The sequence below is a fragment of the Micromonospora krabiensis genome (genome assembly GCF_900091425.1).
Taxonomy (GTDB): domain Bacteria; phylum Actinomycetota; class Actinomycetes; order Mycobacteriales; family Micromonosporaceae; genus Micromonospora; species Micromonospora krabiensis.
In genome coordinates this window covers 5261112-5279484 of record NZ_LT598496.1, presented here as the reverse complement: position 1 = coordinate 5279484, position 18373 = coordinate 5261112, and the positions used below count along the sequence as shown (strand labels likewise).

Below are 18373 nucleotides of genomic sequence, written 5' to 3'. Positions count from 1 at the left end.
GGTGCCCGGGGCGGCTACGGTCGGGCGATGGCGCCACCCGAGCTGACCCTGACCGCGAGCCTCCGCCCGGCGGCCCTGGACGCCCGGCGCGGTGTCGTCCGGCTGCACCCGGAGGTGCTGACCGCGCTGGGCCTGCGCCCCGGCGATCCGGTTCGGCTGTCCGCCCGCCGGGTGACCGCCGGGATCGTGGCGGCGGCGGAGCCGGGTGCGGCCACCGCCCTGCTGTACGCGGACGACCTGGTGCTGGGCAACCTCGGCGTACGCGACGGCGGCCAGGTGACCGTCGCGCCCCTCCCGGTGACCCCGGCGGCGCGGGTGACGCTGGCCGGGCCGGTGGAGATCGTGGCGGCGGTGAGCCCGGAGATGCTGCGGCTGGCGCTGCTCGGCAAGGTGGTCACGGCGGGCGACGACGTGTCCCTGCTCCCGCAGGACGTGCTGCCGGACGCGTCCGTCCGGAGCCTGGTCGAGGCGGCCCGCCGCAGCCTGGCGAACACCGTCGGCTACGCCTGGACGAGCACCCTGCTGACCGTGGTCGCCGCCGAACCGGCGGACGGCGCGCTGGTCACCATGGACACGCTGGTCGGCTGGGAGCACGGCGCGTTCACGCACGGCGCGGCCGAGGGGCAGGTGCGCGGCACGGCCCGCGGACCGGCCGCCGGGGCGGCGGGGTCCGGCAGAGCCGTCGGCGCGCCCGGCCCGGAGGCGGACGCGCCGACCGTGGACGAGCTGCCCGGGCTGCGGGCGCAGGCCGAGGAGCTGACCGAGCTGCTCGACCTCGGCTTCCACCATCGGGAGGTGCTGGGCCGGCTCGGCACCGACGTGTCCCTGGGCGTCCTGGTCACCGGGCCGGCCGGCTCCGGCAAGGCCGCCCTGGTCCGCGCGGTGGCCGCCCAGGTCGGTGCCCGGGTGTACGCCCTGTGGGCCCCCGAGGTGGCGGCGTTGGCCAACCAGGCGGCAGCCGACCGGCTGCGCGCCGCAGCGGCCGAGGTGCGCGCCAACCGGCCCGCCGTGCTGCTGGTCACCGACGTGGAGGCGCTCGCCCCGGCCGACGAGCCCGGTCCGGTGGCCACCGTGTTCCGGCAGGTGCTCGCTGAGACCGTCCGAACCGGTGCGGCGGTGGTCTGCACGACCGGCCGGCCGGAGGCCGTCGACCCCGGACTCCGCGCGCCCGACCTGCTCTCGCTGCGCATCGACGTCCCGCTGCCCGACCCGGCGCTGCGCCGCGAGCAGTTGACCGTGCTGACCCGGCAGGTGCCGCTCGCCGAGGACGTCCGGCTGGACGAGATCGCCGGCCGGACCCCGGGGTTCGTCGCCGCCGACCTGGCCGCGTTGGTGCGTGAGGCGGGCGTACGGGCGGCGCTGCGGCAGAAGTCGGCCGAGACGCCGACGGTGGCGATGGCCGACTTCACCGCCGCGCTGGAGGTGGTCCGACCGACCACGATGGTCGCGTCGACGCTGGAGCTGGCCACGGTGACCCTCGACGACGTGGGCGGCCTCGCCGACGTGAAGCAGACGTTGACCGAGTCGGTGCTCTGGCCGCTGACCTACCCAGACACCTTCGCGCGACTCGGCGTACGCCCACCGCGCGGCGTGCTGCTCTACGGCCCGCCCGGCTGCGGCAAGACGTACCTGGTCACCGCGCTCGCCGGGACCGGGCGGGCGAACGTGCTGTCGGTGAAGGGCGCCGAACTGCTCTCGAAGTGGGTCGGCGAGAGTGAACGCGCCGTACGCGAACTGTTCCGCCGGGCCCGCGAGGCCGCGCCGACCCTGGTCTTCCTCGACGAGGTGGACGCCCTCGCCCCGGTGCGGGGTCAGGCCAGCGACGGCGGTACGACCGATCGGGTCGTCGCCGCCCTGCTCACCGAACTCGACGGGGTGGAGGCGCTGCGCAACGTGGTGGTGGTCGGCGCGACCAACCGTCCCGACCTGGTCGATCCCGCGCTGCTGCGCCCCGGGCGACTGGAGCGGCTGGTCTACCTGCCACCGCCGGACGGTGCCGCGCGGGCGGAGATCCTGCGGGCCTCCTCACGGAGCGTGCCGCTGGCCCCGGACGTGGACCTGGCCGGCCTCGGCGAGGAGTTGGACGGCTTCTCGGCGGCGGACTGCGCGGCGCTGGTCCGGGAGGCCGCGCTGGCCGCGATGCGCGAGTCGTTGACCGCCACCACGGTCACCGCCGCCCACGTGGCGGCCGCCCGCAGACGCGTCCGCCCGTCCCTCGACCCGGCCCAACTGGCCCACCTGGCCGCCTACGCCGCCACCCACTCCCCCTAACCCCCACCCCCGACCCGGTCGATCATGAATTGCCCCCGACACGCCGATGCACGGGCAACAAGTTCATGATCAACCCGGTGCGGGTGGTGGGAGGAGGGGGCCCAGCGGGCCCAGGTCCAGGTTCAGGTCCTCCGGGGCCAGACCGAAGTGCTCGCACAGGCCGGTCATCTGCTCCTCCAGCGCCATCAGCGTCGTGCCGATCCGCTCGATCTGCTCGTCGGTGAGGTCACCCAGCTCCACGCGGCGCAGCGCCTGCCGCTCCATCAGCTGACGGAGCAGCTCGACCACGGTGAGCACCAGGCTGGCCAGCCCTCGCTCGACCGACTCCCGGTCCACCGCGAGCCGCCGGTCCAGCGGCGTCACGCGGGGCGGGCGCCACTGCGGCGCGTCGAGCGCGGCGGCCAGCTCGGCCGCCTCGTCCCGGCCGGTCACGCCGGTACCCCGGCGGCAGCGTCCGGCACCGGCGGCGCCAGGGCGCCGACCGATGCGACCAGCGCGCGCAGCGAGATGCGGACCAGGTCCACGTCGGCGATGGCCAGGGTGATGTCGCCGCTGACCACCACGCCGGTGCTGAGCACCCGGTCGAGCAGGTCGACCAGGGCGACCTGCCCGTGGGCCAGTGGGTCGTCGGCGGTGTTCGGGGCGAGTCCGGTGGTCACCATCGCGACCACTCCGAGGCACCCCGGCCGCCGGTCACGCCGGCTCCGAGACGGTCAGCGCCGGCTCCGCCGGGCCGTCGGCCACGAAGGAGTACGGCGGCCAGGGGCCGGTCAGCTCCAGCCGCAGCTCCGGGTGCCGGACCCCGAGCGTCTCGACGAGCCCGGCGAAGGCGCCCAGGGCAGCGGTGTCCAGCAGGTACGCGCCGTTGAGCGCCATGGCGGTGGGCGCACCGGAGAGTCGGCGGTCCTGCGGGGCGTGCCGGCGGGCGGCGACCGCGTGCCGGGCGAGCGCCTCGTGCACCTCGGCGGCGGCGGTGCCCGCGGCCCGCTGCCCGTCCTCCCGGGCGGTGAGCTGGGCGCGTCGCCGCCGCAGGTACGCCGCACCCGGTCCGTCCGACGGGGCGGGCTCCTCCGCGCGGGGCACCGCGCCGGGCACCACGTACCCCTTGACGCCCCACTCGCCCCGCCCGGTGAGCCGGTCGAGCAGCGCGGCGAGATCGGCGCGACGCTCGGTGAGCGAGTCGACGACCCGCCGGTCGTCGTGGTGGACGGTGGCCAGCCGGGCCGGCACCACGGCCCCGGCCCGGGCCAGGGCGTCGACCACCCGGTGGTGCGCCCGGGCGGCCCACTCCAGCCAGGCCAGGTCCTCCAGGTTGCGGCGCAGCGCCTCCTCCCCGTACTCGGCGAGGGGGACCCTGCTCACCACGGCCACCAGGCCGGCGGCCCGGACCGGACGGACCGGCTCGCCGGTCAACCCGACGAGCTCGTCCAGCAGCCCGAGGTCGGCCTCGCGGACGACACCGTGCAGCCAGCGGACGGTCGGCGCGTCAGCCGTCGAACTCATCCCACTCCTCTCCGGCGTCCCGCCGCCGCGCCCGGGCCTCGACCCGGGGCCGGCGCTCCGCCTCGACCTGCTCCGGATCGCGAGGGCCGGGCTCGACCGGCGGGCGGGCCTGCGAGCTGAGCCAGGGGTCGTGCTCCCACCAGTCGATACCGATCTGACGGGCGGTGTCGACCGAGGCGATGACCAGCCGGAGCTTCAACGTCAGCAGCTCGATGTCGAGCAGGCTGACCCGGATGTCACCGGCGATCACGATGCCCCGGTCGAGCACCCGCTCCAGGATGTCGCCCAGGTTGGCCGGCTCGTGCCCGGCCGGCAGCACCTGGCCGGAGTTCTGCACCACGGACGGCGTACGCGCTGTGGTCATCAGCCCACCTCGCCCTTCCCCCGCTGGTAGCGCCGCACCCGGCGGTAGCCGAGCAGGACGCCGTCGACGTCGAGTTGCACCTCGTACAGGCCGAGCAGGTCGGTCGAGGCGGGGATCCGGCGGTCCTCGACCACCTCCACCCCGACCAACCAGCCGTCGCGGACCGCCTTCAGCGACGTCGTCCCCACGGGCTCCCGACCGGTCAACTCGATGATCTGCCGGAGCCCTTCCCGGGCCGCCTCGGCGGCCGACAGCGGCTCCACGTACTCCTCGTCGTCGACCCGCTCGTCCTCCGGCTCGGGTTCACGCCGTCGCACCCGGTCGCCGTCGCCGCGGATCCGATCCACCATCGCGTACACCTCCCCCGCGGTTCCGTCGTCGCACCACCGGCCCCGACCGGCCCCGCTCCGCACCCGGGCTCCGCTCGGGGCCCGAGCCGGGGCGGGCGGTCGAGGAGGAGGCCCGGCGCGGGCCGCCGCCGGTGAGCCGGTCCAGGACCTGCTGCTGCCGCGCGTCCCGCTCCTCGGCGGTCAGTTCACCGGCGGCCGCCGCCGCGTCCAGCTCCTCCAGCTCACGCCGGATGTTCGCCGGGTTGTACCGCTGCGACTCCGCCTCCCGCGCGATCACCTTGACCACCGCGGTCAGCCCCCGAACCGGCGCGTACGGGAGGGTCAGCAGTGTCCACAGGATGTCCACCGCCTCACCCCGCCAACTCGTGGGCGCTGACGAAGTCGTACGGGGCGAGTGGGCCGAGCAGTCGCGTCCGGACCAACTCGCCGCGCTGCTCGGCGAACTCCTCGACGGCGTCCAGGAACTCCTCCTCCCGGTCCGCGTCGACCAGGAAGGCGGCGTTCACCGCGTCCAGCTCGCTGCTGGGCGGGCGGGGCAGGGCCGACACGGCCAGCTCGCCGATCCGGTCGAGCAGTTCCCGGTTCTCGGCCTCGCGTCGCAGCTCCACCGCTTGGCTGATCATCTCGCCGAGCCGGATGCGCTGCTCGCGGGTGACCTCCTCCGGCTGCCCCCGCACCTGGTCGGCCAGGTCGGCGGCGGCCGGATTCTCGTCGAGGAGGGCGGCGATCAGCTCCGCCTCCTCGTAGCGGCCGTGCACCACGTACTGGACCTGACCCTCCAGGTCGTCCAGGGCGTCGGCGAACCGGTCGCCGTGCGCGTCGAGCAGGTCGGCCACCGCGTCCGGCCCGGTGACCACCGTGCCGAAGCGGACCGGCAGCACGGGTGCCACCGCCGCCGTGCCGTCCAGCAGCTGTTGGTACGCGACCAGGTCCGCCGGCCGGCCCAGCGGGGCCTCCAGCGGCACCTCGCTGACCAGCGCGGCCACCGGACCCTGACGGATCGCGGTGACCTCGCCGGGCGGCTCCCCGACGCCCTCGGCGTCGGCCGTCGGCTCCACGTCCGCCGGCACGATGCCGTAGATGAAGAGTCCGCGCTCGTCGGTCATCTCAGCGCTCCTCGTCCCGCCGTCGGCGGCGCTCCCGGTCCCGGTCGCGATCCCGGTCGGACCCGAGCTCGCCGACCGCGTCCCGCACCGCGCCGCCGATCGCCCCGACGGTCTTGCCCAGGCCGGACGCCGCCTTGCCGGCGGTCACCGCGCCGGTCGCACCCTCGACCAGGTCGGGCAGGCCCTTCTGGTTACGGGGAGTGATGTCGAGGCGGTCGACCGCCTGGGCGAACCGCAGGTACGTCTCGACGCTCGCCACCACGATCCGCGCGTTGATCTCCAGGAGCTGGATGCCCACCACGGCGACGGAGACCTGGGCGTCGATCACCACGCCCTTGTCCAGCACGGTCTCCACCACGTCGGCCAGGCCGGAGCCGGAGCCGCTGCGCTCCAGCGCGCCTCCGGCCCGGCCGTCGGCAGTTGCGATCGTCATTCGTCCGACTCCTCTCGACGACGGCGCACGACCGGGCGACGCGGGGACTGCGGCGCCCGCCGGCTACGGGGTTCGGGGCCGGCCTCCGGCTCCTCCCGGGGACGCGTACGGCGAGCCCGTTCGGGCGCGCGTCGGCGTACCGGGCGCGGCTCCTCGGGCTCCTCGGGCTCCTCCGGCTCCTCGGGTTCCTCGTAGTCCTCGTCGTACTCGTCCTCGTACTCCTCGTACTCGTCCTCGGCGGGACGCCGCCGGGCGGTGCGGCGCTGGCCGCGACCCGCGGGCCGGGCCCGGCGCGGCTCCTCCCGCGGCTCCTCCGGCTCCGGCTCCTGGTCCTGCCCCTGCTCCTGTTCCTGTTCCTGCTCCTCGCGCACGGCGGTGTCGTGGTCGCGGACCACCTGGGAGTCCTCGATCTCGCCACGCCAGCCCTGCACGGACTCCGGGTCGAGCACGGTCTGTGTCATGACGTGCCGGACGAAGTGCTTCAACTCCAACCGGACCCGGCGGCCCTGGGCCCGCCACAGGTTCCCGGTGTGCTCGAAGAGCCCCTGGGGGTGGTACTCCAGCACCACGAGGATCCGGGTCAGGTCGGGCGTCACCGCGTGGAAGCTGACGGTGCCGTCGACGGAGCCCTTCTCGCCCCTGGACCGCCAGTGGATGAGCCGGTCCGGGATCTGCCGGACGATGGTCGACTCCCAGCTGCGGTGCGACCAGAACACCTGCGCCTTCCAGGTGAGCTTCTCGTCCGACTCGGTGTCGACGTTCTCGACCTTCTTCATGAAGCTCGGGAAATCGCCGAACTGGGTCCACTGGTTGTACGCGACCCGGACGGGCACCCCGACCTCGATCGTCTCGACGATGTTCGTCACCTTGAGCTTCCGGCCGCCCTTGCCGCCTCGAGCCGTGCCCCTGCCGAGGGCGGACATCACCTTCTCCTTACCGCCGGCCAGCCCGGCATGGAACATCGCCTTCACCGGGGAATCGCCCTCGGCCATCCGCTGCGCGCCGGTCGCGGCGGCGATCAGCCCCGGGCCGCCGCCCTGCTTCGCGTACTCGCTGAGTCGGCCGGTCGCGCCGGTGACCTTCTCCGTCACCACGGAGACGGCCCGTTCACCGATGGCCTCGGCCAGGTTCCGCATCTCGTCGGCGAGCTGACCCCGGACCTTGTCCGCCAGCCCGCCCGGACTCGTCGCCGGTGCCATGCTCACCGCCCCCGTCGCTGGCCGACCGGCTCGGCCGCCTCCCGCGACGACGGCTCACCGCCGCCGTCGGCGGACTCCGCCGCACCGCCGGACTGGTGCTCGGCGACCCCGGCCGACCGGCGCCGGAGCGCGTCGGCCTTACCGCGCAGCTTGTCGCCGAGGGCGTCGATGCCGTTGCCGGCCGCGGCGGTCGCCGCCGCCTTCCCGGCAACCGCGAGCGGGCCGCCGAGACGGCCGAGACCGGCCAGGTGAGGCGACGACTGCAGGAGGTCTGTGCCCTTCTGCAGCAGCCCGCCGGGCTCCCGGCTCGCCCGTCCGGCGGCGACCGCCGCGGCGAGCACGAGGGCCGCGCGCATCTTGCGACGCCGGCCCAGCAGGTAGCCGAGACTCACTGCCAGACCGATCCGTGTTCCGCTGTTCATCAGTTCTCCTTCGCTCCCCCGCGGCCCGGACGCCTGCTGCGGTCGAGGCCGAAAGAGGGCCCACTGACTGCACGAGCGGAAATTCCGTCAGGCGTCGGCTAATTGCGGACCCGGCGGGCAGTACCCCGGGGCCCAGCCCCGAAACCGCACGAACAATTTCGACGGAAACACCGCACGACGAAATTGCGAATAGCCTGCTCTTCGGGCGTCAAAACGGACGGAGAGGCACTGAACAGCAGGTCAGCTGCCAGGACGTAACACCAGAGTGGGGACGAGCGCTAATCGGATCAGAGGGCCGGGGGTGTCGAATCGAGACAGATTTCCGCCTGCACCTTGTCGCCCTTGTCGTGCAATTTCGCGCCGCTTTTTTCGAGCACCGAGACGGCCGGGGTGTTGTCCCGGGTCGTCTCCGCGACGACCGCCGTCATGCCGGCCGCCGCCGCCTCGTTCAGCAGTTCGCGCAGGGCGGCAGCGCCGATCCCCTGCCCCCGGGCCGAGCGGCCGAGCCACATCCCGGTCTCCACCGTGCCGGGCTCGTCGCGGAGGGTCATCCGGATCATCCCCACCACCTCGCCGCCCACCAGGATCGCGTACATCTGGGTGCGGGTCGGGCCGGTGAGCCCGCCGAAGCTGGCCCGGTGGAACTCGCGGAACGCCTCCCGGCGGGCCGTCGACCAACCGGCCGGGGCCTCCACCGGGGGCATGACGTCGCCGGGCTCCGCCTCCGCGGCCGCTACGGAGAGCAACGGCTCGAGGTTCCGCTCGTTCACCGGTTCCAACCGGACCGAACCCGCCACGTGCCGCAGTCTGCCGCCCCCACCGGGAGAAGTCCACCCCGTTGGGCCGCGACTGGCGGTCCGTCGCCCGGTACCGGCCGGTCGGCCGGGATCGTGTTCTGCCTCACGCTCCGCTGTCGTCGGCGCCGAACTCACACAGCACCACCGAGGCGTCGTCCGACCGCTTGTGCCGCCGCAGTCGGTCCGCGTGGTCACGCTCGGCGTCGCGGACGAGAGTGATCAGCGCGTCCGGGCCCTCGGTGGACAGCAGGTCCAGGAGCGCGGGCCAGTCCAGGAGCGCGAACTGCTCGACGGCGCTCGACGCGCCGTCGGTGAGAAGGGCCGCCCGGCGCAGGGCACCCGGCCCGCGCAGCGGCGCCGTCCCGGCCACCGCGTGGTATGCCGCATCCGGGTCGGCGGCGGCCACCCAGTAGCCGTGCGTCCGGTTCATCCGCTCCCGCTGCACGCCGACGGCCTCCCGGAAGCGCGTCGCCCGGTCGGCACCGGCCGGCACGGTGGCGACGGTTCGGCGCAGGTCGGCCATCGCGGCGTCGAGCCGGTCGTCGGCGACGACCGTGACCCGACCGCCCGCGTCGAGGACGAGTGGGCTGTCGCAGAGCACCAGGTAGTCGACCTGCTCGGCGCCCTCGCGCAGCAGGGCCACCGTGCTCGACGGCGTGCCCGGATGGTCGAGGTCGCACTGGCCACCGTGGTCGGCGCGGACCGCGAGGATCGCCGCCGCGAGGTTGCTCATCAGCGTCGCGGCCGGTCGGGCAGCCTCGGCCAACCCGATCCGGGCGGCCAGGTGCCGGACGTACCACTCGGGGCCGTGCACGCAACCGGTGTCGAAGCCCTCCGGCACCGTGGCGCCGTCCAGCACCCCGACCAGCGGCCCGAACCGGAAGACCAGGTCCTCGTTCAGGTCACGGCCGGGGGCTGGAGCGGAGGCGGAGCGGACCCGCATCAGCGGAGCCCGCCCCACCGCCCGCACCGGCTCAACGCCGAAACTCACCGGCGGACTCCTGCGCCTGGCCCCGCACCTGGTGCGTGGCCGACCGGCCCTGCTCCCGGATCTGGGCGGCACCACGGATCGCGGTGGACCCCACCGACCGGGCCGCCTGCTGCGCGGGCCCCTGCATGCGGCCCGTCATCTCGTGGCCGAACTGGCCGGCCTGCTGCCGCAGCTCGTCCGAGTGCTGCCGGAACTGGTCACCGACCATCCCCTTGGCCTGGCCGGCCCACTGCCGCTCGTGACGGCTCGCCGGAATCAGCGCGGACGCGAGCAAGCCCGCGCCGAACGCGATCATCCCGGCCGCGAGCGGGTTGCCCTGCGTCTGCTCCCGCGACTGGTACCCCAGCGAGCGGGCCTCGTCGCGGACCGAGTGCGCGGCGTGCGACATCCGCTGGCCGGCCTGGTTACCCATGTGCTGCACCTGGTCGGACGCCTGCGACATGCGCTGCCCGGCCTGGTGGCCCATGTCGGACATGCGCTGCCCGGCCTGGTTACCCATGTGCTGCACCTGGTCGGAGGCCTGCGACATCTTCTGCCTGGCGCCGTGGCCGTCCATCTGGCTACCCATTACCTTCTCCTTCGCTCGACTGAACGCGCCGCGTGCCTGGTCGACACGGTCGCCCGCGATCCGCCGCGGGTTGACCTTGTCGGCCAGCGCATCGACGTTGTCGCTCAGGTCTCTGCGAGTCCGTTCGATCTCCTGCCGGATCTGCTCCGGGTCGCTCGACATGTCTGCTCCCTTCCAGCCCGCTCACCGGCCGCGCAGGGCGTCCGGCACCTGACGCGCGGTCTGCTGGGTCCGCGGCAGCACGCCACGGAACTCCCGCAGCTTCGACCGCCCGGCGACCGCCAGGATCGCGGTGGCCACCGCCCAGACGGCGGCCACGATGAGGGCGGCCCAGCCCTGATCCATCACATTGGACAGACCCCACCAGGCGGCGTACGAGAGGAACAGCACGGTGAGGAACCCGGCCAACGCGGCGCCGCCGAAGAGGCCACCGGCCTTGCCGGCCTGGGTCGCCTCCTCCCGTAGCTCCGCCTTGGCCAGCTGGACCTCCTGTCGGACCAGCGTCGACATGTCACGGGTCACGTCACCCAGCAGTTCACCCACCGACTGGGTGCGCTCCGTGGTCGGGGCACTCACGGCGCCACCCGACCGGTCAGACCCGACTCCCGGACCGCGGGAGACACGTTCTGCGCCCGCGCCACGCCGGAGTAGGGGCCCTCAGCCGAGTAGGACGCATGGATGTCCGCTTCCGGCATCGGGGGCATCCCCTGACCCTGCTGCCCGATCTGGCCCCGCTGGGCGTCGGCGTGCTTGCCGTTGCCGTTCGACGCCATGTTCCGGGTGAGTCGGCCGACCAGCAGTCCGGCCACGGCCGCACCGGCGAGGAACGTGCCCGGGTGCTTCCGGGCGTACCCGCGGACGTCGTGCAGCAGGTCGGCGGGCTCCCGCTCGTCCAGCCAGCCGGCGGCCCGCTGGACGACGTCCGACGCCCGGCGTACGGCCTCTCCGGCCATGCCCGAGTCCTTGCAGCCGGCCATGTCACCGAGCTCGCGGCCGATACCGCGCAGCCCCTCGGCGGCCCGGTGCTTCTGCGACCGCGCCTGATCGCGCAGCTGAGAGCCGGCCTCCGTGGTCAGGTGCTGCGCCTGGTGCCGCGCCTCGTCAGCCACGTGTCGGCTCTGCTCGGCGACGGCATGGCCGACCTGACTGCCAGCCTGTGCGGTCTGGTGGCCGACCCGGGACGCCTGCTGCCGGGCCTGTTCGGTGGTGCTGCCCGGCGCTCTGCTCTGGTTGATCGCCGTCATCACACACTCCCTCCTCCGCCCCGGACGGTATGGCCCGGGACACCGTCGGGCTACCCGCCGGGTCGGGGCAGCATTCGTTCTCCCGGTGCCCGTCCCCCGGTGATCGCGGGCCGGTATTCCGCCAGGTCACGCGGCCGGTCACCAAGCCGGACGGGTGGTACGGGAGACGCCGGACCGCGCAGCGGGACGGGAACGGCCGCAACCTCGCGCCCCGCTGGGCACGGACGGGACCTCGCGGCAGGCCGCGCAGGGCCCGGGACCTCGCGGCGCGGGGCGCTCGGCCGCTCAGCGACGGCGATTGCGGGCGCGGGACGAGCGCAGGCGGCGCAGCCGACCGACCAGCACCGGCTCGACGGCGAGCGCGGCGGGATTGTCGAGCAGCTTGTTGAGCAGCTGGTAGTAGCGCGTGGCGGAGAGACCGAAGGCGTCGCGGATGGCCTGCTCCTTGGCGCCGGCATGCCGCCACCACTGCTGCTCGAACGCCAGGATCGCGAGGTCCCGCTCGTCCAGGGCGGCCCCGGCGGGGACGGCCTCGGCGCTCCCGGTCGGAACGGCCTGAGCGGGGACGACCTCGGCGCTCCCGGTCGGAACAGCCTGAGCGGGGACGGCCTCCTCGGGCGGCGCGGAACGGGGCGGCGGCACGGGGCCGGGGCCCGTCGGGGCGGTGCGCGTGGCGCCCGTGCCGTCGCCCGGCCTGTCGACGGGCGGCTCGGCGGCGGCCGGGGCGGCGTCGGCAGGCGGCATGGCGCTCCTCGGTCGGGGCGGCCGGCACGGCGACGCCGAACCGGGGGACCTCAGCCTAACCAGGGCGGACGCGGGTCGCATCCGCCGCGACGGCCATGCCGCGAGCCCGTCCGCCCACACACTCGGGACTCGCCGACGAGCGGGGCACGCGTCGGCCGGGGCCGTCCGCACGGTCTCCCGGCGGACGGCCCCGGCCGTCGTGTCGCGTGCGGACGGTCAGGAGATGTCCCGGCGGCGCATCGCCCAGAGGGCCGCGCCGACGATCACCACCACACCGACCGACAGCAGCACCGACGACTGCTGCCAGGTGACGTCGAGCGTCTCCGGCTTGCACTCGCCGGTGAAGGTGGCGTTGCAGGCGTCCCAGTTCTCCAGGGTCACCTTCTTCGTCATCCAGGCCAGCGCGTACGTGGGCAGCAGCCACGCCTCGGCGAACTTCACGCCCGCCATGTCAAGCAGGATGCCGAGCCCGAACTGGCCGACGACCATCACCGCGACCACGCCACCGAGGGCCATCGCGGTGTGCCGCCCCAGCGAGGCGAGCGCGAAGCCGATCGCGCTGATGACCACCACCAGTGCCAGCCCGCGCAGCCCGGTGAGGGCGAACGACTGCCACGCCCCGGCGGTCATCTTCTCGGTGCTGCCCCGGAATGTCGCGACCAGCCAGAACCCGCCGAACCACAGCAACCCGGAGGTGACGGTCACCGCGACCACGCCGGTCAGCAGCGCGGCCAGCTTGCTGAGCAGGACGGTCAGCCGCTTCGGCCGCCACAGCAACAGGTTCATCATTCCGCCGGTGTTCCACTCGGCCCCGACGAAGGACGCGCCGACCACGAAGCCGACGAGCGCGAGGATCGCCGCGAACGGGATCAGCGTCTCGGGGAAGGCCTCCCGGAAGTTGAACGTCGAGGGCAGGAACCACTTCGCCTCGAACGCCTCGCGGGGCGGGGCCGTGATCATCTCGCAGTCCGGCGGGTAGCGGTCGGCGTTCACGCCCGCCGCCTTGTCCCGCTCGCAGGAGGCACGCTCCTGCTCCGAGTAGCGCACCTGGTCCTGGTACTGCTGCTCGGCCTGCCGCTCGGCGCGGGCGTGCGCCGCGGCGTCGATCTTCTGGTTGCTGAAGAAGATCCCGACCACCACCGCCGCCAGCACCAGCAGACCGAGCAGCGTCATGTAGCGGGTGAAGCGCCGCTTTACCAGCCGGCGCAGCTCCGTACGGTAGAGGCTCACGCCCCCCACCCCCCTCCGGTGGCACCGGTCTGCTCCGGCCCACCGACCTTCGTGGACTGGTCGACCTGACGGTGCTGGCCGGGCACCGGCGCGGTGGCGGTCAGTTCGAGGAAGACGCTCTCCAGGTCGACGGCGACCGGGGCCAGCTCGCTGACGTAGAGACCCTGCTCGGCGAGGAGCCGGGTGACCGTCGCCGGCTTGTCGACGCCGGCCAGCATCAGGTGGTCGGGGTGCCCGGTGACCCGGACCCCGGCGCGGGCCAGCGCCTCGGTGGCGGCCGGAAGGTCGGTGACGGCCTCCAGGCGTACGCGCACCGTGTTGGACGAGTGCTCGGCGAGCACCTGCTCGACGGGGCCGAAGGCCACCCGCCGACCCAGCGAGATGATCGTGACGGAGTCGCAGATCAGCTGGATCTCGCCGAGGATGTGGCTGGACAGGACCACCGTCATCCCCGACTCGGCGAGGTTGCGCATCAGCGTCCGCATCTCCCGGATGCCACCCGGGTCGAGGCCGTTGGCCGGCTCGTCCAGGATCAGCAGCTTCGGGTTCTTGAGCAGGGCGGACGAGACGGCGAGGCGCTGCTTCATGCCGAGCGAGTAGGTCTTGACCCGCTCGCCGGCGCGGTCGCGCAGCCCGACCAGCTCCAGCACCTCGTCGACGCGGGTGGCCGGAACGTCACCGGCGGACGCCAGCAGGGAGAGCGTGTCCCGGGCGGTGAAGTGCGGAAAGAACTGTGGGCTCTCGACGATCGCGCCCACCTGCCCGGCGACGGCCGGCAACGCCTCGGGGACCTCGTGCCCGAGGATGCTCATCCGGCCACCGTTCGGCCGGATGAGGCCGAGCAGCGTACGCAGCGTGGTGGTCTTGCCGGAGCCGTTGGGGCCGAGGAAGCCGTGCACCTGACCGGCCTCGACCCGCATGTCGAAGCCGTCCAACGCGTTGCGGGTGCCGCGTCGCCGACTCTTGTACGTCTTACGTAGACCTTCTATCTCCAGGACAGCGGGCAAGCTGCACCTCCCCCGTTGGGTGGTATGACACGCGACACCATACGCGGTATGCAGGGCCGCGCAATACCGGGTATGCAACGACGCGCCGAATACCTCCGATCGGGGTCGGCCGATCACGCTGGGCGACCGTCCGGAAAACGTCGGCCCGGGTCAGGCGCAGATCACGTGGACGCCGGCGGTGCGGAACGCCTCGACCACCTCGGGGGCCGCGCCGGAGTCGGTGACCAGGGTCTCCACCCGGTCCACGGGGCAGATGCGGGCGAACGCGTGGCCGCCCAACTTGGACGAGTCGGCGATGACCACCACCCGCTTGGCCCGGGCGACCATGAGGCTGTTCATCGCGGCCTCGCCCTCGTGGTGCGCGGCGGCGCCGAGCTGCGGGTCGATCGCGTCCACGCCGAGCAGGGCGACGTCCAGGGTCACCTCGCGCAGCAGCGCGCCGCCGAGCGGGCCGACCAGCTCGAACGACTTCGGCCGGACCACGCCGCCGGCCACCACCACCTTCATCCGGGAGCGGACCAGCAGCTCGTTGGCGATGTTCAGGGCGTTGGTGACCACGGTCAGCTGAGCGCCCTCGGCGTTGGTGTTGAGATCCGGGCGGACGGCCAGGGCGCGGGCCACCTCGGTGCTGGTCGTGCCGCCGTTGAGCCCGACCACGGTGCCCGGCGACACCAACGCCGCGGCGGCCGCCCCGATCCGCTGCTTCTCGGCTGAGTGCTTGGCGGTCTTGTAGCGCAGCGGCAGGTCGTACGAGACGCCGTTGGCGACCGCGCCGCCCCGGGTCCGGGTGATCATCTGCTGCTGGGCGAGCTGGTCGAAGTCACGCCGGATGGTCGCCTGGGAGACGTCGAGGCGCTCGGCGGCCTCCTCGACGCTGACCCGGCCGCTGTCGGTCAGCATTTCGAGCAGCGCGTTCCATCTGGCGTACCGGTCCACCTCGACCGCCCTTCCCGCGACTGCACGATCGGTGATTGATTGCGTGCACACTAGTGCGCGAAACTACGAGGGCGCAAAACACTGACCTGCTCGATCGGCCCAGCGGTTGCGACGGCCACCCCGACTCGCGCAGAATGACGCGCGAAACACGGGTGTAATGAGCCGTATTGCGCACGGCCGCCCTCCTGCGAGGAGTTCTTCATGGCGTACGTCGACGCGGAGATCGCAAGCCAACCCGACTGCTGGCGGGAGGCGGCGAAGCTGGCCGAGGCCGTCCGCGCCGACCTGCCGGCCCCCGGCGAGCGGGTCGCCGTCGTCGGGTGCGGCACGTCGTGGTTCATGGCGATGGCGTACGCGGTCCTGCGCGAGCAGGCGGGCCAGGGCGAGACCGACGCCTTCCAGGCCTCCGAGTTCCCGGCCGGACGCCGCTACGACCGGCTGGTCGCGATCACCCGCTCCGGCACCACCACCGAGGTCGTCGAGCTGCTGGAGACCCTCCGGGGTCGGGTGCCCACCACCGTCATCGTCGGTGACCCGGGATCGCCCGCGGTGCAGCTCGCCGACGCCGCGGTGACCATGCCCTTCGCCGACGAACGCTCGGTGGTGCAGACCCGGTTCGCCACCACCGCGCTCGCCCTGCTCCGCGCCCACCTCGGCGACAACGTCGACGCGCTCGCCGCCGACGCCGAGGTCGCGGTGCGCTCACCGCTGCCGATCGACCCGACCACCATCGAGCAGGTCACCTTCCTCGGTCGCGGATGGACGGTCGGGTTGGCGCAGGAGGCGGCGCTGAAGTGCCGCGAGGCCGCCACCTTCTGGGCCGAGGCGTACCCGGCGATGGACTACCGGCACGGCCCGATCTCGATCGCCGCCCCGGGTCGCCTCGTCTGGGCGTTCGGGGCGCTCCCCGACGGCCTGCCGGAGGATGTCGCCGCCACCGGCGCCGCCTTCGCGCACAGCCGGACCCACGGCTGCCGCACCGTGCTCGGCAGCTGGTCGGCCGGCCGCAACCCGGTCGACCCGATGGCCGACCTCATCCTCGCGCAGCGCTTCGCGGTCGCCCTCGCCACGAGCCGCGGCCTCGACCCGGACGCGCCCCGACACCTCACCCGGTCCGTGGTGCTCGCGTGACCGAGCCATCCGCCCGGCTCGCCGGCGGTGTGGGCGACGCCGACGTCGTCGTCGCGGTGGACGTGGGCGGCACCGGCATGAAGTGCGCCCTGGTCAGCCCGGACGGCCGCACCGTGCACAGTGAACGGCACCCCACCGAGGCCGCGCGCGGCCCCGAGGCGGTGGTCGACACGATCCTCGCCGTCGCCGAGGGGCTGGCCGGCAAGGCCCGCGCCGACGGTCGCAACCCGGTGGCGCTCGGCGTCGCCGTGCCCGGGATCGTGGACGAGGCGCGGGGCGTCGCCGTCTGGTCGGCCAACATCGGCTTCCGGGACGTACCGCTGCGGGACCTCGCGGTGGCGCGGCTCGGCCTGCCCACCGCGCTCGGCCACGACGTGCGCGTGGGTGGTGTCGCCGAGGCCCGGCTCGGCGCCGGTCGCGGTGCCGGCCACGTCCTCTTCGTCGCGATCGGCACCGGCATCGCGGCCGCGCACGTGGTCGACGGTTCCGCCGACGTCGGCGCGCACGGCGCGGCCGGGGAGTTCGGCCACATCCTCGTACGCCCCGACGGGCCGCGCTGCGGCTGCGGACGACCCGGCTGCCTGGAGGCGGTCGCGTCGGCCGCCGCGGTCGGGCGCCGCTACGCCGAACTGGCCGGCAGGCCCGCCACCGCGGCCGAGGTCGCCGAGCGGGCGGCGGCCGGTGAACCGCTGGCGGCCCGGGTCTGGCAGGACACGGTGGACGCGCTCGCCGACGGCCTCGCCACCGCCCAGGCGCTCTTCGACGTCGCGACCGTCGTGGTCGGCGGCGGGCTGGCGCAGGCCGGCGCGCAGCTGCTCGACCCGCTGCGGGCCGCCCTGCGGCAGCGGATGACGTTCCACCGGGAGCCGGCCCTGGTGCCGGCGGCCCTCGGTGACGAGGCCGGCTGCCTCGGCGCCGCCCTGCTCGCCCTCGACGCCGTCGGCGTCCCGAGAACCGTGGAGAAGCGATGACCGTGCGGGTGAGCGGAAGGGTGGTGACGCCGACCGGCGTCATCCGGCAGGGCTGCGTCGAGTGGGACGGCGACCGCATCACGGCGGTCGCCGAGTATCCGGCCCACCGGGACGGGCACTGGATCCTCCCCGGTTTCGTGGACATGCACACCCACGGCGGTGGCGGGCACACCTTCACCACCGGCGACGTCGGACAGGCCCGCGAGGCCGCCGCCTTCCACCTTCGGCACGGCACCACGAGCCTGCTGGCCAGCCTGGTCAGCTCACCGTTCGCGCTGATGCGGTCCGCGACGGCGGCGTACCGCCCCCTGGTCGACGAGGGCGTGCTGGCCGGCATCCACTTCGAGGGCCCCTACCTGTCGGCTACCCGCTGCGGCGCGCAGAACCCCGAGTTCCTCCGCGACCCGTCCACCGACGAGCTGGCCGAGCTGATCGAGCTGGGCGGGGACGCCGTCCGGATGATGACCCTCGCCCCCGAGCGGGACGGCGCCCTGGAGGCGATCAAGCTGCTCGTCGCGCACCGGGTGGTCGCCGCGGTCGGCCACACCGACGCCACGTACGACGAGACACGCGCCGCCGTCGCGGCGGGCGCCAGCGTCGGCACCCACCTGTTCAACGGGATGCGGCCGGTGCACCACCGCGAGCCCGGCCCGGTGGTCGCCCTGCTGGACGCGCCGAACGTGGTCTGCGAACTGGTCGCCGACGGCGTGCACCTGCACGACGGCATGCTGACCTTCGCCGCCTCCACGGCCGGACCCGACCGGACCGCCGTGATCACCGACGCGATGGCCGCCGCCGGCATGCCCGACGGCGAGTACGAGCTGGGCGGCCAGGCGGTCAATGTGGCCGACGGCGTGGCCCGGCTGACCCGCGACGGGGCGATCGCCGGCAGCACCCTGACCATGGACGCCGCGCTGCGGCACGCGGTGGCCGCCGGCATCCCGATCGCGGACGCCGCCCGCATGCTCGCCACCACCCCGGCCCGGGCGATCGGCCTCGGCGACCGGCTCGGCGCCCTCCAGGTCGGCCTCCGCGCCGACCTCGTGGTGCTCGACGACGACCTCAACGTGGTACGCGTACTGCGCGCCGGCGCCTGGCAGGAGTAG

Annotated in this window: 23 protein-coding genes; 4 read left to right on the top strand and 19 right to left on the bottom strand. The window is 74.1% G+C overall.

Annotated elements, in window-relative coordinates:
- Positions 1 to 27 precede the first annotated feature (27 nt).
- Entirely contained in the window at positions 28 to 2271 is a 2244-nt protein-coding gene (locus tag GA0070620_RS24200) for an AAA family ATPase (RefSeq protein WP_091594512.1), read from the top strand.
- Positions 2272 to 2340: 69 nt separating this feature from the next.
- Here GA0070620_RS24200 and GA0070620_RS24195 read toward each other — a convergent pair whose 3' ends face one another.
- The 19 genes from GA0070620_RS24195 to GA0070620_RS24105 all read right to left on the bottom strand — a co-directional run bounded on the left by GA0070620_RS24195 (position 2341) and on the right by GA0070620_RS24105 (position 15165).
- Positions 2341 to 2703, bottom strand: a complete 363-nt coding sequence (locus GA0070620_RS24195) for a gas vesicle protein K (RefSeq protein ID WP_231921952.1) — start codon at positions 2701 to 2703, stop codon at positions 2341 to 2343.
- Entirely contained in the window at positions 2700 to 2933 is a 234-nt protein-coding gene (locus GA0070620_RS24190; RefSeq protein WP_091594510.1) for a gas vesicle protein, read from the bottom strand. Before GA0070620_RS24190 ends, GA0070620_RS24195 begins: the two co-directional genes overlap by 4 nt.
- A 31-nt stretch (positions 2934 to 2964) precedes the next feature.
- Positions 2965 to 3774: a GvpL/GvpF family gas vesicle protein gene (locus GA0070620_RS24185; RefSeq protein WP_091594508.1), complete on the bottom strand. Its 810-nt coding sequence runs from the start codon at positions 3772 to 3774 to the stop codon at positions 2965 to 2967.
- Complete coding sequence (locus GA0070620_RS34380) at positions 3758 to 4138, bottom strand: gas vesicle protein (protein WP_091594506.1); 381 nt, start codon at positions 4136 to 4138, stop codon at positions 3758 to 3760. The genes GA0070620_RS24185 and GA0070620_RS34380 overlap by 17 nt, the downstream gene beginning before the upstream one ends.
- A complete protein-coding gene (locus GA0070620_RS24175; RefSeq protein ID WP_091594504.1) occupies positions 4138 to 4488 on the bottom strand; it encodes a gas vesicle protein GvpO in 351 nt (116 codons plus the stop codon). Before GA0070620_RS24175 ends, GA0070620_RS34380 begins: the two co-directional genes overlap by 1 nt.
- Positions 4442 to 4834: a gas vesicle protein GvpG gene (locus tag GA0070620_RS24170; RefSeq protein ID WP_091594502.1), complete on the bottom strand. Its 393-nt coding sequence runs from the start codon at positions 4832 to 4834 to the stop codon at positions 4442 to 4444. Before GA0070620_RS24170 ends, GA0070620_RS24175 begins: the two co-directional genes overlap by 47 nt.
- Positions 4835 to 4838: 4 nt before the next feature.
- A complete protein-coding gene (locus GA0070620_RS24165) occupies positions 4839 to 5594 on the bottom strand; it encodes a GvpL/GvpF family gas vesicle protein (RefSeq protein WP_091594500.1) in 756 nt (251 codons plus the stop codon).
- A gap of 1 nt (position 5595) precedes the next feature.
- Entirely contained in the window at positions 5596 to 6027 is a 432-nt protein-coding gene (gene gvpJ, locus GA0070620_RS34375; protein ID WP_091594498.1) for a gas vesicle protein GvpJ, read from the bottom strand.
- A complete protein-coding gene (locus GA0070620_RS24155; protein ID WP_091594496.1) occupies positions 6024 to 7226 on the bottom strand; it encodes an SRPBCC family protein in 1203 nt (400 codons plus the stop codon). Before GA0070620_RS24155 ends, gvpJ begins: the two co-directional genes overlap by 4 nt.
- A gap of 2 nt (positions 7227 to 7228) precedes the next feature.
- The gene (locus GA0070620_RS24150; protein ID WP_157741704.1) at positions 7229 to 7648 is read right to left on the bottom strand and encodes a hypothetical protein; all 420 of its coding nucleotides are present in this window, start codon (positions 7646 to 7648) and stop codon (positions 7229 to 7231) included.
- A 287-nt stretch (positions 7649 to 7935) separates the two neighbouring features.
- Positions 7936 to 8445, bottom strand: a complete 510-nt coding sequence (locus tag GA0070620_RS24145; RefSeq protein ID WP_091594492.1) for a GNAT family N-acetyltransferase — start codon at positions 8443 to 8445, stop codon at positions 7936 to 7938.
- Between the two features lie 103 nt (positions 8446 to 8548).
- Positions 8549 to 9436, bottom strand: a complete 888-nt coding sequence (locus GA0070620_RS24140) for a hypothetical protein (RefSeq protein ID WP_091594490.1) — start codon at positions 9434 to 9436, stop codon at positions 8549 to 8551.
- The gene (locus GA0070620_RS24135) at positions 9420 to 10166 is read right to left on the bottom strand and encodes a DUF3618 domain-containing protein (RefSeq protein ID WP_091594488.1); all 747 of its coding nucleotides are present in this window, start codon (positions 10164 to 10166) and stop codon (positions 9420 to 9422) included. Before GA0070620_RS24135 ends, GA0070620_RS24140 begins: the two co-directional genes overlap by 17 nt.
- Before the next feature lie 21 nt (positions 10167 to 10187).
- The gene (locus GA0070620_RS24130; protein WP_091594486.1) at positions 10188 to 10580 is read right to left on the bottom strand and encodes a phage holin family protein; all 393 of its coding nucleotides are present in this window, start codon (positions 10578 to 10580) and stop codon (positions 10188 to 10190) included.
- Positions 10577 to 11248: a hypothetical protein gene (locus GA0070620_RS24125; protein WP_091594484.1), complete on the bottom strand. Its 672-nt coding sequence runs from the start codon at positions 11246 to 11248 to the stop codon at positions 10577 to 10579. The genes GA0070620_RS24130 and GA0070620_RS24125 overlap by 4 nt, the downstream gene beginning before the upstream one ends.
- A 285-nt stretch (positions 11249 to 11533) precedes the next feature.
- The gene (locus GA0070620_RS24120; protein WP_091594482.1) at positions 11534 to 11992 is read right to left on the bottom strand and encodes a DUF3263 domain-containing protein; all 459 of its coding nucleotides are present in this window, start codon (positions 11990 to 11992) and stop codon (positions 11534 to 11536) included.
- Positions 11993 to 12208: 216 nt separating this feature from the next.
- A complete protein-coding gene (locus GA0070620_RS24115) occupies positions 12209 to 13222 on the bottom strand; it encodes an ABC transporter permease subunit (protein ID WP_091599294.1) in 1014 nt (337 codons plus the stop codon).
- Complete coding sequence (locus GA0070620_RS24110) at positions 13219 to 14229, bottom strand: ATP-binding cassette domain-containing protein (protein ID WP_091594480.1); 1011 nt, start codon at positions 14227 to 14229, stop codon at positions 13219 to 13221. Before GA0070620_RS24110 ends, GA0070620_RS24115 begins: the two co-directional genes overlap by 4 nt.
- A 150-nt stretch (positions 14230 to 14379) precedes the next feature.
- Positions 14380 to 15165 carry a DeoR/GlpR family DNA-binding transcription regulator gene (locus GA0070620_RS24105; protein ID WP_091594478.1) on the bottom strand — a complete coding sequence of 262 codons (786 nt, stop codon included), beginning with the start codon at positions 15163 to 15165 and terminating at the stop codon, positions 14380 to 14382.
- A gap of 201 nt (positions 15166 to 15366) precedes the next feature.
- Between GA0070620_RS24105 and GA0070620_RS24100 the strand changes: the two genes are divergently transcribed.
- Genes GA0070620_RS24100 through nagA form a run of 3 tightly spaced genes read left to right on the top strand, consistent with a single transcriptional unit; the run spans position 15367 to position 18373 of the window.
- Positions 15367 to 16296 (top strand): SIS domain-containing protein, encoded by a 930-nt coding sequence (locus GA0070620_RS24100; RefSeq protein WP_091594476.1) that lies wholly within the window; start codon positions 15367 to 15369, stop codon positions 16294 to 16296.
- Positions 16293 to 17267 carry an ROK family protein gene (locus GA0070620_RS24095; RefSeq protein ID WP_269456546.1) on the top strand — a complete coding sequence of 325 codons (975 nt, stop codon included), beginning with the start codon at positions 16293 to 16295 and terminating at the stop codon, positions 17265 to 17267. The genes GA0070620_RS24100 and GA0070620_RS24095 overlap by 4 nt, the downstream gene beginning before the upstream one ends.
- Positions 17264 to 18373: an N-acetylglucosamine-6-phosphate deacetylase gene (gene nagA, locus GA0070620_RS24090; protein ID WP_091594474.1), complete on the top strand. Its 1110-nt coding sequence runs from the start codon at positions 17264 to 17266 to the stop codon at positions 18371 to 18373. Before GA0070620_RS24095 ends, nagA begins: the two co-directional genes overlap by 4 nt.

Coding starts and splice junctions, on each gene's coding strand:
- GA0070620_RS24125 (WP_091594484.1), bottom strand. CDS start 11,248: ATGACGGCGATCAACCAGAGCAGAGCGCCGGGCAGCACCACCGAACAG.
- GA0070620_RS24135 (WP_091594488.1), bottom strand. CDS start 10,166: ATGTCGAGCGACCCGGAGCAGATCCGGCAGGAGATCGAACGGACTCGC.
- GA0070620_RS24175 (WP_091594504.1), bottom strand. CDS start 4,488: ATGGTGGATCGGATCCGCGGCGACGGCGACCGGGTGCGACGGCGTGAA.
- GA0070620_RS24165 (WP_091594500.1), bottom strand. CDS start 5,594: ATGACCGACGAGCGCGGACTCTTCATCTACGGCATCGTGCCGGCGGAC.
- GA0070620_RS24200 (WP_091594512.1), top strand. CDS start 28: ATGGCGCCACCCGAGCTGACCCTGACCGCGAGCCTCCGCCCGGCGGCC.
- GA0070620_RS24190 (WP_091594510.1), bottom strand. CDS start 2,933: ATGGTGACCACCGGACTCGCCCCGAACACCGCCGACGACCCACTGGCC.
- GA0070620_RS24150 (WP_157741704.1), bottom strand. CDS start 7,648: ATGAACAGCGGAACACGGATCGGTCTGGCAGTGAGTCTCGGCTACCTG.
- GA0070620_RS24185 (WP_091594508.1), bottom strand. CDS start 3,774: ATGAGTTCGACGGCTGACGCGCCGACCGTCCGCTGGCTGCACGGTGTC.
- GA0070620_RS24120 (WP_091594482.1), bottom strand. CDS start 11,992: ATGCCGCCTGCCGACGCCGCCCCGGCCGCCGCCGAGCCGCCCGTCGAC.
- gvpJ (WP_091594498.1), bottom strand. CDS start 6,027: ATGACGATCGCAACTGCCGACGGCCGGGCCGGAGGCGCGCTGGAGCGC.
- GA0070620_RS24155 (WP_091594496.1), bottom strand. CDS start 7,226: ATGGCACCGGCGACGAGTCCGGGCGGGCTGGCGGACAAGGTCCGGGGT.
- GA0070620_RS24100 (WP_091594476.1), top strand. CDS start 15,367: ATGGCGTACGTCGACGCGGAGATCGCAAGCCAACCCGACTGCTGGCGG.
- nagA (WP_091594474.1), top strand. CDS start 17,264: ATGACCGTGCGGGTGAGCGGAAGGGTGGTGACGCCGACCGGCGTCATC.
- GA0070620_RS34380 (WP_091594506.1), bottom strand. CDS start 4,138: ATGACCACAGCGCGTACGCCGTCCGTGGTGCAGAACTCCGGCCAGGTG.